This is a genomic window from Wenzhouxiangella psychrophila, from assembly GCF_042310375.1.
GTDB lineage: Bacteria > Pseudomonadota > Gammaproteobacteria > Xanthomonadales > Wenzhouxiangellaceae > Wenzhouxiangella.
In genome coordinates this window covers 199,232-210,889 of the sequence record NZ_JBHJMQ010000005.1, presented here as the reverse complement: position 1 = coordinate 210,889, position 11,658 = coordinate 199,232, and the positions used below count along the sequence as shown (strand labels likewise).

Sequence of the window (11,658 nt, the reverse complement as noted above, 5' to 3'; positions counted from 1 at the left end):
AATTTTCAAGTCACCGAAACTAATCGGGGCGCTTCGAATGCCCGAGGCCATGTTTTGATCATTCGATCATTGAAACATTGGTCCTTGTTTGCGAATTGGTGCTTGGAATTTGCAAATTACAGGACTGATCCATCGCCTGAAGGCGAGGGGTTTACGGATCCCCTATCGGCGGGGACTCTAAAGGCTCCAGTCGATCGGCGCCACGCCGCGACTCTCGAGCCACTCGTTGGCTTTGGAGAAATGTCGACAGCCGAAGAAGCCGCGGTGGGCCGAAAGCGGCGACGGGTGCGGTGCCTTGAGGACGAGGTGGCGATTGCCATCGATACCGGCGCCCTTTTTCTGGGCGTGACTGCCCCACAGGAAAAAGACGACATTGTCGCGGCGCTCGTTGACGGCCTGTACAACCGCGTCGGTGAACTGTTCCCAGCCCTTGCCCTGGTGCGCGCCGGCGTTGCCGCGCTCGACGGTGAGCACGGCGTTCAGCAGCAGCACGCCCCGGTCGGCCCAGGCCTGGAGACAGCCGTGGGGCGGCACGGGCAAGCCCAGGTCGGACTCGATTTCCTTGAAAATGTTGACCAGCGACGGCGGCGGGCGCACGCCCTTCTGAACCGAAAAGCACAGCCCGTGCGCCTGGCCCGGTCCGTGGTAGGGGTCCTGGCCGAGGATGACGGCCTTGACCTTTGACAGCGGCGTGGAGTCCAGCGCGTTGAAAATCTGCGGACCCGGCGGATAGACCGTGGCCCCGGCCCGGCTGCGCTCCAGCAGGAAGGCGCGCAGTCGCTGCATGTAGTCGCGGTCGAATTCACCGCCGATGGCCTCGAGCCACTCGGGATGGAGTTTGATGTCGCGTTGCTCGTACATAAAGGGTTCAGGGTTCAGGGTTCAGGGTTCAGGGTTCAGGGTTCAGGGTTCAGGGTTCAGGGTTCAGGGTTCAGGCAGCAGGATATCGCAACCCGGCAACCTGAAACCTGAAACCTGAAACCTGAAACCTGAAACCTCATTGACCACGGTTATCATAGGAGACCGAATTCTGAATCCACTGCAAAACCATCCGGAGTCACCCATGGCAATCCAGACCGATGCGGTCATCGTCGGCGCAGGCCCGGTTGGCCTGTTCCAGGTTTTCGAACTCGGCTTGCTGGGCCTCAAGGCCGAGCTGGTCGATTCCCTGCCCCAGGTCGGCGGTCAGTGTGCCGAGCTGTATCCGGAAAAGCCGATCTACGACATCCCGGCCTGGCCGGTGATCGGCGCGCAGGAGCTGGTCGACAAGCTGATGCAGCAGATCAAGCCTTTCCACGCCGGCATTCACCTGGGCCAGCGCGTGGAGAAGTTCGAAAAGCGCGACGACGGGCGCTTCACCGTGGTCACTTCCGCGGGCACGGAATTCGACGCCGGCGCGGTCATCATCGCCGCGGGCCTGGGTGCCTTCCAGGCGCGAAAGCTCAAGGCCAAGGGGATCGACGAGGTCACAAGCGACCAGATTCACTACAAGGTCACCAACCGCGAGTATTTCCGCGACAAGCGCCTGCTGATCCTCGGCGGGGGCGACTCGGCGCTGGACTGGACCATGGACCTGGCCGACATCGCGGCCTCGGTCGACCTGATTCACCGCCGCAACGAGTACCGCGGCGCGGCCGCCTCGGTCGAGAAGGTCCGTGCACTGGCGGCCGAGGGCAAGGTCAGCGAACGTCAGGGCATCATTACCCAGGTGCACAGCGATAATGGGCATTTCACGGGGTTCGACATGATGGACCTCGATCGCAACAAGTTCAGCGTCGAGGGCGACGAGGTGCTGGTGTTCTGGGGCCTGGCGCCGGACCTGGGGCCGATCGCCGACTGGGGCCTGGACCTGGAGAAAAAACAGATCCCGGTCGATACCGAGAAATTCCAGACCTCGGTCGAAGGCGTGTTCGCCATCGGTGACGTCAATACCTACCCGGGCAAGAAGAAATTCATCCTGTCAGGATTTCACGAGGGCGCGCTGGCGGCCTTCGGCGTGCAGAAATACGTCTACCCCGAGCAGCGACAGTTCGTGCAGTACACGACCACCTCACCGATCATGCACAAGCGGTTGGGGGTGGCGGATGAATGAGGGGCGCTTCCGATTAGCTTCTGACGGACTTCTCGCGTTCAGTCGTTAGCTGGTACTGAAAATTTCAAATTCGAATGTTCGAAATTCGAATGACCAAAACGGTCACGATCCGCGGTTACCGACTCTTTATCCCCCAGAGTATGGCTGGAGTTGCAGCTCGAATTCGAGGTCGACGCGGTTGCGGATGAAGTCGGTGTCTTCGAAATCCTCGTCCCCGGTGCCGACATTCCAGTCCAGGCGCATGATTTCTGCGCTGCCGCTGAGTACCGGCGGCTCGTCGTCCGTAAGCTCCAGGCGCACGGGCTGGTCGCTGGTCATGCCGCGCAGCGTGAGCTTGCCCTCGGCAACGAAAGTATCGCCGTCAGCACGAATCTCGGTGCTTTCCCAGGTCGCTTCCGGATACTCCTCGACGTGGAAAAAATTCTCGCCGTGCAGTTCGCTGTCGCGCTGGCCGTCGCCGGTATCGGCAGAGGCCGTCTTGACGATGACCTCGATACCGGCGCTTTTGAGCTCCTGCTTGTCCATGCAAAGCGATACCTCGAACTCGCCGAACTCGCCGGTGAAGCGATTGCCATCGGCCACGCCGATAAACTTCAACTCACCATCTTCCTGGTCCGCCCTGAGGCAGTCGGCCAGGCTCAGCCCCGGCAGCATCAGCAATGCCAGCACTATGCTCTTCATTCCTTTCGCCATATCGGCAGCATCCTTTTCAGTATGTCGTCCTTGAGCCAGAAGTGGTGGCGCAGCGCGGCCAGCGCGTGACCAATGGCGACAATCGCCAGCGCATCGGTCAGCCACTCATGCGTGGTTTCGAATAATTCTTCCATTTCTTCACCCTTGGCCACGATGCTGGGGAAATCGATCGGACCCCACCAGTAGTCGCCGTATCCGGCAGCCGACGAGTACGCCCAACCCGAAAGCGGAATGGCGAAGATCAGTCCATACAGAATCCAGTGACCCGCATGGGCGGCATATTGTTCCCAGCGCGGCATGTGTTCGGGCAGCGGGGGCGGCCGGTTGAACAGCCGCCACAGCAGCCTGAGCACGACGAACGCCAGGATGCTCATGCCGATAGTCTTGTGCTGGGTCACCAGCTCGAGCCGATCACGCAGGCCGTCGACCTGGTCGATGCGCCATGCCCAGATGAACTGGACAATGATCAGGCCCACGACCAGCCAGTGAAAACCCTGGCTGACCAATCCGTAGACCCGTGCGGTGTTGCGAAACGGAACACTCACCCGCGCATCCACTCAATCGACCAGCCCGACTTCCTTGAGGATCGCCGCGAGCCGGTCATGACTGCCCTCGGTCAGCGGCGCCAGTGGACTGCGCACGCCACCGACGTTCAGACCGCAGAGGTTCATCGCCGCCTTGATCGGTACCGGGTTGGTCTCGATAAAGCTGGCCTTGAACAGGGGCAAAAGCTCGAAATGGATGCGGCGGGCGGTCTCGAAATCGCCTCTTGCCGCGGCGTCGACCAGCGCCACCATGCGCTCGGGCACCAGGTTGGACACCACCGAGATCACACCGTGACCACCGATACTCATCAGCGGCAGGGTGAGTGCGTCATCGCCGGAGACGACCCAGAAGGGCTCGTCGTGGCGATGGCAGATCGAAGCGATGACATCACCCATCTGGCCGATATCGCCCGAGGCCTCCTTGACCGCGATGACGTTGGGAATACGCGCGATTTCGGCCATGGTTTCAGTTTCGACGTTGACCGCGGTGCGACCCTTGATGTTGTAGACGATGATGGGCAGTTCGGTCGATTCGGCAATCTCGCGAAAGTAGCGCTGCAGACCGGCCTGGGACGGCTTGTTGTAATAAGGCGTAACGACCAGAACCCCGTCGGCGCCGGCCTCCTGCGCCTCGCGCGTGGTACGGATGGCCTGCTGGGTATTGTTGGAACCCGTGCCCGCCCAGACCTGCACCCGGCCGGCAACCTTCTCGACCGTGTAGCGAATGACGCCGTCGTGCTCGGCATTGAACATCGTCGGCGACTCGCCGGTGGTGCCCATCGGCACGACGCCGGTCACGCCCGCGGCGATCTGTTTTTCCAGCAGCTCGCCCAGCATGTCGTAGTTGACTTCACCCGCTTCGTCGAAGGGCGTGACCAGGGCTGTATAAACGCCTTTTACCTGCACGATGTCACTCCGTAATCCTTGATGGTTCAAAAGATGGGCAGCGAGAAGCTGCTTGCTTGCCAAGCATTCATGTCCCTTGGGCAAGTTTCGAGCCGATCAGTTCTCGAAACCGCACTTCCTGCCGTCTCAGGGCAGTTCGACCGGCTGATCCGCGCCCAGACCGGGACCGAGGATCAGCGCATTCTCCAGAATCCGCATGGCGCCGATCTGCGCCGCCCGGAATGCCGGCGGATGGGCGAACAGGATGACCTGGCCGTCCCCCACCGACTCGCGCGTCACCCACGCGCCGTTGGCAATACGCTCGCGCGCTTCCGGCCACAGCAGGCCGGCCGTGCGCACGCGAAGCGCCCGGTCTTCCGGCACGGGCGCCCAACCTACGTGGCGACCCTCCGTTTCGGCCTCCGCGTATACGCCCAGGCGCAGTGGCGTTTCAACCGGCGGTTTGCTCATCAGCACCGGCGAATTGGAGAACAGCCCGGTGAGAAACTCGCCTGCTCCGGCAGCCAGCCAGTGTTTCTCGTCGGCACGTGCGGCGACCAGCGCGCCCGAGGGCATGAACTGCCGCTGCCAATCGTCCCGACGCTTGCGTTCATCGGGCGATGGCAGGCTGTCATCCCGGCCTTCCCAGGGATAAGCGGCCGCCTCGGCGGCATGACCCCAGATCGAGTCGGGCAGCGGATCGTGGCGCGCCTGCCACTCCCTGTAGAGGGCGTCCTGGTAGGGGCCGAGATCCTCTTCGATGATTTGCGACAGCGTGCGTATCGAGACCAGCGGCTCTTCACCCACCGTCAGCGCCCGCGCCGCGCTTCCGGCTGCAATCAGGGTCCCGCCGGCTTTAACCCATTCTCCGAGTTCCGCGACCAGGCCATCGGGCAGACTGCCGCCCCAGCGATCGGGCAGGTAGACCGTGTTATAGCGCCGCAGGTCGGCACTGCCGACCCGCCCTTCGTCGAGGTGGCTGTGGCGAATGCCGATTCGATGATCGAGCAGGTACCAAACCGCGCCGAAATCGAGCATGTTGCTGCTGCCGCGCCCGACCAGGGCGATCTTCGGCTGATCGAGCAAGGCCCAGTATCCACCGCCAAGGTCCGCCTTCTCACCCGGCGCCCGGCCGTGTCCGATCGGCTCTACCGCGAGGCCCAGCTCGTCGGCCGCATCGACCACTCGCCGCTGCCAGTCGTCGAGGTCACGATTGTCGTCACGGGTGATGGCAATCGAACCGACCGGCAACTCGATACCTTCGAGCGCGGATTCCCGCGTGTTGGCGCGCACACGCAGCCCCCGCTCCATCAGCCGGGCGGCCAGGGCCACGCTGCGGTCGTCATCGCCTGATGCGACAAGCGCGACGGCGTCCTCGGCGGTCTCGGCGTTGCCCCTGACGCGCGCCGGCTCGATCCGTTCGAGCGAGCGGGTCAGGTGCTCAGGCACGCTCAGCGCCTCCAGGTCGAACATCATCGGGATGTTCCAGCCAGTCGTGTCATAGAGCGTGCTACGGCCCTTTTCGAGGATGTTCTTGCGCTCGGCCTCCAGCGCCGATTCGCTGATATGCGGGTCGAACTCGAACATTGCCGCCACAAGACGTGCCTCGGGCTGACGGTTGCGAATCACGAGGCTGCCAGCCGGCAGGTCGAGATTCCGTCGCTCGCGACCGAGGCGATCGGTGGCGCGCGTGACACGCAGGTCCTCACTCAGGCGATGCGTCTCGATCTCCTGGATCGCCAGCAACTCGAGCAGGTCGTTAATGCGGCCCTGGTTTTTGCTGGGCAGGATGACAAAGCTTCGCTCGGCGTAGGGCGACTCGTCTGACACGAGATTGTTTTTGTCTTCAGCGAAGGCCGCCAGCATCTCGCTGCGCCGCTCGCGCAGGGTCTTCATGTTGGCGAACGTCGACAGCACCTGGTGATGGACCGACTGCCGGTAGCTGAGCAGGTGCGTCGGCCGCTGCACGCCGTCGTCGGCAATGCGTGCCTGCTCGTAGAGGATGCCGTGCGCGCCGCGCAGCGCGGCCCAGGCATCGGAGTAGCCGGGAAACCAGTTCTCGTTCCACTCACCCGAGTAGTAGGGATAACCGAACTCGTCGAAGGCCGCCGCCTGATCGTCCGCGAAACGATTACCCAGGTCGCTGCCCTGGTGCGGCAGGTGCGGGTTGTAGGGTTCGCGCGGCGGGGAAAACAGGAACGTGTCCTGCGAGCCCATCTCGTGGATGTCGACGAACAGCAGCGGCTTCCAGTCGATGACATGCGGGATGCGGCCACGCGTTTCAGGCTGGCGGGCGTAGAGCCAGTCGCGGTTGAGATCGAACAGGTAGTGATTGCCGCGCCCGTAAGGCCAGTAGCCGGAATGCACCAGCGACTGGTCGTCGACGTTGGGCTGCTCGCCGCGCGACTGGTGGACCCCGTTAACGAAGCGCATCCGGCCGTCCGGGTTCATGTTGGGATCGATGATCACCACCAGGTCTTCGAGCAATTCAGCGGTCGCCCGTGACCGGTCGGCGGCCAGGTGGTAGAGCACGGCCAGCGAGGCGTCCGAGCCGGAACTCTCGTTGCCGTGAATCGAGTAGCCGAACCAGCCCACAGCCGGCAACTCGTCGATCAGCCGCTCACGCTCCCCGGCGGAAGAGTCACGCGGATCGGCCAGCGCGGCCATGCCCGACTGGATTTCGTCGCGGCGCGCGAGATTGTCAGGCGACGACACCACCAGGTAGACAAGCGTCCGGCCCTCGAAGGTCTCACCATACTCGACCAGTTCGACTCGCCCGGAAGCTTCGGCCACCCGCTGCGCGTACTCGAGTATCTGCCCGGAAGTGGCGACCCGCTCGCCCACCGGGAACCCCAGAACGGACTCCGGGAGCGGTATGGCAGGGTCATGATCCGCTGAATCGGGAAACAGCGAATGGGGATACGCCAGCCCGGCCAGCGGCGAAGGGGTCGGCTCAGCGTAAGGCGTCTGCGTCTCGGCCAGCGCCAGCGGCGCCAGCAGAACGGCAAGCAACAAAACTCGTGACATAGGTGGTCTTTCCTCGGGGCATTCGGATGCGTCGGACTCGAAAGATTAACGCATCTGCGTCAGCTACAGTCGTGCAACCGGAATTCTTGAGTCCGCTCCCTCCTTGCGCCGGAAATTCTTCATCTGTGTTTATCTGTGTTCATCTGTGGACGATTTTCTTGTTCAAGAACCCAACGCGCGTTTCTGCAACCCCACTGAAACGGTATGATTGCTCCCATGAAACCGTCATTCCAGACCGCTGGCCGGCTCGAAGCGGTGCGCTACGAGATTCGCGGCGCGCTGGCCCGGCGTGCGCGCGAGCTCGAACAGCAGGGCAACGACATCCTGCATCTCAACATCGGCAACCCCGGCGCCTTCGGATTTCGCACCCCCGAGACCATGCGCCGCGCCGTGATCCGCAACCTGCCCTTCTCCGAAGGCTACGGCCCGCAGGCCGGGATCTTTCCGGCGCGCGAGGCGGTCGCCATGCAGTTCCAGGCGCGGGGGCTGACCGACACCCGCTACGACCAGGTCGTGGTCGGTAACGGCGTGTCCGAACTGGTCGACCTGACCCTTCGGTCGCTGCTCGAACCCGGCGACGAGGTGCTGGTGCCGGCCCCGGACTACCCGCTGTGGACCGCCGCCGTTGTTCTCAACGGCGGCAAGGCGGTGCATTACCAGTGTCGGGAAGCGGACGGCTTCGTGCCCGATGTCGCCCGTATCGAGGAACAGATCACGCCGAAGACGCGCGCCATCGTGGTGATCAACCCCAACAACCCCACCGGCGCGGTCTACCCGGAAGAAACGCTACAGGCCCTGGCCGACCTGGCCACCCGTCACGACCTGATCATCTTCTCCGACGAGATCTACGACAGCATCTGCTACGAAGACGCGCGTTTCGTGCCGATGGCGCCGCTCGCGCCCGAGACCCTGTGCGTATCTTTCGGCGGATTGTCGAAGGTCTACCGCGCCTGCGGCTGGCGCGTGGGCTGGACGGTTTTCACCGGCGCGCTGGAGCGTGCCGAGGACTACATGCTGGCGGTCGAAAAACTGGCCGCCCTGCGCCTGTCGGCCAACGTGCCCGGCCAGTGGGCGGTGCAGACGGCGCTGGGCGGCTACCAATCGATCGCGGACCTGGTTGGCCGCGACGGCCGGCTGTTCGAGTCGCGCCAGGCCGTCATCGAGGCCTGCGGGAAAAGCCGCTTTCTCGAACTGGTCAAGCCGATGGGGGCGATGTACGCCTTCCCCTCGGTTCGAACGAAGGTTTTCGGCGATTTCGACGACCACCGCTTTGCCGCCGAGTTACTCGAGCACAAGCACATCCTGATCGTGCCCGGCTCGAGCTTCAATATTCCCGAGCGCAATCACTTCCGGATCACCCTGCTGCCCGAGGCCGAGCAACTGACCGAGGCATTCGACCGCATCGAGGACTTGCTCGAGGAGCTGGCCGACGAGCCGCAGCGCATTCGGGCCGTCAAGTAACAAATCAATCTGAGGAACACCATGGATAACCCTTTGCTCGCCGAAGGACTGCCGGCCTTCTCGAAGATTCGACCCGAGCACGCCGTGCCTGCCATCGAGCAGCGCCTGGCCGAATATCGCGGCGTCATCGAACGAATCGAAGCCCTGGGCGACCGGGTCGATTACGACAACGTGGTCATGGCCGAAACACTGGCCGACAACGCCCTCGCCAACACCTGGTCGGCGGTCTCCCATCTGAATTCGGTCAACAATACGCCCGAATGGCGCGAAGCTTACGAAGCCTGCCTGGCGCCCATGACGCGTTTTGAGACCGAGCGTGGGCACAACCGGGAACTCTGGGCAGCCTACAGGGCACTGGCCGAACGCGACGACTTTGCCGAGCAGGATGTCGCGCTCCGGGCCACCATCGAACACGAGCTGCGCGATTTTCACCTGGCCGGGGTCGACCTGCCCGAGGCCGAACGCGCGCGCTTCGGCGAGATCAGTCTGCGCCTGTCGGAGCTGAGCAACCGCTTCGGCAACCATGTGCTTGACGCCACCGAGGCCTACAGCGAAACCTTCGAGCACGCTGGACAACTCGCCGGCCTGCACCGAGCGGAGCTCGATCTGCTCGCCGGCATGGCCCGTGACGCCGGCAAGACCGGCTGGATGGCGAACCTCAGTTTTCCGGCCTTCCATGCCATCACGACTTACGCCGACGACCGGGACCTGCGCGAGCGCTTTTACCGCGCCTTCGCCACCCGCGCATCGGAGACCGGCCCCAACGGCGGCGAGTTCGACAACGGCCCCGTCATGCGCGAAATGCTGGCTCTGCGCGACGAGCAGGCAAAGCTTCTCGGCTTCGAGCACCATGCCGCCATGCAGCTCTCCACACGCATGGCCGACACGGCCGAAGAGGTGGAAGCTTTTCTTCACCATCTCGCCGAGCGCGCCCGGCCGCTGGCGAAAGTCCAACTGGACGAGCTGACGGAATTTGCCGCCGGCCTCGGCGCCGAGACACCGCTGGAACCCTGGGACATCGCCTACTACAGCGAGAAGCTGCGCGAGCACAAGCTCGGCATCAACGAATCCATGCTCAAACCCTGGTTCGAACTCCAGCGCGTATTCGACGGCCTGTTCACGACGGCCGGCGACCTGTTCGGGTTGCGATTCGAAAGCGACGACAGCATCGACACATGGCACGATGACGTGCACTTCTTCCACGTGCTGGATGAAACGGGGGCGAAAGTGGCCGGCCTGTACCTGGATCTCTACAGCCGGCCGCGAAAGTCCGGCGGCGCCTGGATGGATGTCTGTCGCGCCCGCATGCGTGCCGGCGGCATCGAGCAATTACCGATCGCGTATCTCACCTGCAATTTTGCACCCCCGTCGGAAGGCCACCCGAGCCTGCTCACGCACGACGACGTCGTCACGATCTTCCACGAATTCGGCCACTGCCTGCATCACCTGCTCACACGTATCGACTTGCCCGGAATCGCCGGCATCAGCGGCGTCGAGTGGGATGCGGTGGAGCTGCCCAGCCAGCTCATGGAGGGCTGGGCCTGGGAGGCCGAGTCGCTCGAGCGCTACGCGCGCCATGTCGAAACCGGCGAGCCGCTGCCGGACAAGCTGCTTACGGGCCTGAAGGCCGACCAACAGTTCCAGGGCGCGATGGCCCTGGTCCGCCAGATTCAGTTTGCATTGACCGATCTGGCCCTGCACACCCGCCGCGACGCCGACCCGGTCGCCGTAATGCGGCAAGTCCACGATGAAGTCGCCGTGCTGCCCATGCCCGAGGACAATCGCTACCTGATGAGCTTCACGCACCTGTTCGACGGCGGCTATTCGGCCGGCTACTACAGCTACCTGTGGGCCGAGCAGCTCGCTCGCGATGCCTTCGAGCTGTTCCGGGAAAAGGGCTTGTTCGATCCGGATACCGGGCATCGCCTGGCGCGCGAAATACTCCAGGTGGGCGCGAGTCGCCCCATGCATGAGTCATGGCTGGCATTCAGGCGGCAAGAACCCGAACTCGATCCCTTGCTCGCCTTCTACGGCGTCTAGCAAACGCGATTTCGGCCCGACGACTTGGCCTCGTAGAGCTGCTGGTCGGCCGCCCGGAGCAGCTCGCTGATGCTCTCCATTTGGGGTTGCCAGGTGGCCACCCCGGCCGAAAGCGTCATCGTGTGTTCTTCCTCGCCCAGGCGGATACGCGCACCGGCAACGGTCTCGCGGATCGATTCGGCCAGTCGCCAGGCCTCGTCGGCCGTGGTGTCGGGAAGGATGAGAGCAAACTCCTCGCCGCCGATCCGCGCCAGGGTATCGCTGCCACGCACGCGCTCGGCCGCCAGCTGGGTCAATTGCTTGAGGATGCCATCGCCGGCGAGATGGCCGTGTTCGTCGTTGATGTCCTTGAAGAAGTCCAGGTCGAGAATGACCAGCGCCAGGTCATAGCCTTTATCCCGCTGTGCGCGGGCGGCCTCTTTTTCCAGAACCGCCATGGCGTGGCGGCGATTGTAAAGCCCCGTAAGCGCATCACGGATGGTGCTCTCGTGCAATTCGGAATGATAGCCCGCCTCGATGTTGCCCTCGTCGACGAACTTGAGCACGGTCTGACTGATTCGAACGAGATCACCATCGCGCAACGGTGCGCGTTCGACCATCTCGTCATTGAGCCAGGTGTGATTGGTCGAACCCAGGTCTTCGATCCAGTAACACCCGTCCTTGAAGAAAACGCGACAGTGGTAGCGCGAGATACTCCTCTCGGAGATCTGGAAGTCGGCGTCCACGGCCCGGCCAATGGTCAAGGGTTCCTCACCCGGGACGAGTCTTGAACCCAGCCGCGCGCCCCGGATGATGACCAGGCAGGATTCATGTCGCTCGTTCCCCGTCCGGCTGGTACCCATGAGCACCGTTTCACCATCCGTGGGAGGCTGTTGTTCGGATCCCTGACTCAAAACAAATATTCTCCGCGCGATA

At 63.3% G+C, this 11,658-nt stretch carries 9 protein-coding genes; 3 read left to right on the top strand and 6 right to left on the bottom strand.

What is annotated here, in order from left to right:
- Positions 1–177: 177 nt before the first annotated feature.
- A complete protein-coding gene (gene ung / locus ACDC66_RS08730; RefSeq protein ID WP_376696322.1) occupies positions 178–861 on the bottom strand; it encodes a uracil-DNA glycosylase in 684 nt (227 codons plus the stop codon).
- Positions 862–1,063: 202 nt separating this feature from the next.
- Between ung and ACDC66_RS08725 the strand changes: the two genes are divergently transcribed.
- On the top strand, positions 1,064–2,092 hold the full coding sequence (locus tag ACDC66_RS08725) for an NAD(P)/FAD-dependent oxidoreductase (protein ID WP_376696321.1): 1,029 nt from the start codon (positions 1,064–1,066) through the stop codon (positions 2,090–2,092).
- A gap of 126 nt (positions 2,093–2,218) precedes the next feature.
- Here ACDC66_RS08725 and ACDC66_RS08720 read toward each other — a convergent pair whose 3' ends face one another.
- From ACDC66_RS08720 to ACDC66_RS08705, 4 genes are all read right to left on the bottom strand, one after another.
- Positions 2,219–2,773: a YceI family protein gene (locus ACDC66_RS08720; protein ID WP_376696320.1), complete on the bottom strand. Its 555-nt coding sequence runs from the start codon at positions 2,771–2,773 to the stop codon at positions 2,219–2,221.
- The gene (locus ACDC66_RS08715; RefSeq protein WP_376696319.1) at positions 2,770–3,330 is read right to left on the bottom strand and encodes a cytochrome b; all 561 of its coding nucleotides are present in this window, start codon (positions 3,328–3,330) and stop codon (positions 2,770–2,772) included. Before ACDC66_RS08715 ends, ACDC66_RS08720 begins: the two co-directional genes overlap by 4 nt.
- Positions 3,331–3,342: 12 nt before the next feature.
- Positions 3,343–4,236: a 4-hydroxy-tetrahydrodipicolinate synthase gene (dapA, locus tag ACDC66_RS08710; RefSeq protein ID WP_376696318.1), complete on the bottom strand. Its 894-nt coding sequence runs from the start codon at positions 4,234–4,236 to the stop codon at positions 3,343–3,345.
- A gap of 126 nt (positions 4,237–4,362) precedes the next feature.
- Entirely contained in the window at positions 4,363–7,242 is a 2,880-nt protein-coding gene (locus tag ACDC66_RS08705; protein ID WP_376696317.1) for a M14 family zinc carboxypeptidase, read from the bottom strand.
- Positions 7,243–7,458: 216 nt separating this feature from the next.
- On the opposite strand from ACDC66_RS08705, the gene ACDC66_RS08700 reads away from it, so the two are divergent.
- Complete coding sequence (locus tag ACDC66_RS08700; RefSeq protein ID WP_376696316.1) at positions 7,459–8,703, top strand: aminotransferase class I/II-fold pyridoxal phosphate-dependent enzyme; 1,245 nt, start codon at positions 7,459–7,461, stop codon at positions 8,701–8,703.
- A 21-nt stretch (positions 8,704–8,724) separates the two neighbouring features.
- Positions 8,725–10,743: a M3 family metallopeptidase gene (locus ACDC66_RS08695; RefSeq protein ID WP_376696315.1), complete on the top strand. Its 2,019-nt coding sequence runs from the start codon at positions 8,725–8,727 to the stop codon at positions 10,741–10,743.
- On the opposite strand, the gene ACDC66_RS08690 is transcribed toward ACDC66_RS08695, so the two are convergent.
- The gene (locus tag ACDC66_RS08690) at positions 10,740–11,636 is read right to left on the bottom strand and encodes a diguanylate cyclase (RefSeq protein WP_376696314.1); all 897 of its coding nucleotides are present in this window, start codon (positions 11,634–11,636) and stop codon (positions 10,740–10,742) included. The genes ACDC66_RS08695 and ACDC66_RS08690 overlap by 4 nt on opposite strands.
- Positions 11,637–11,658: the final 22 nt, after the last annotated feature.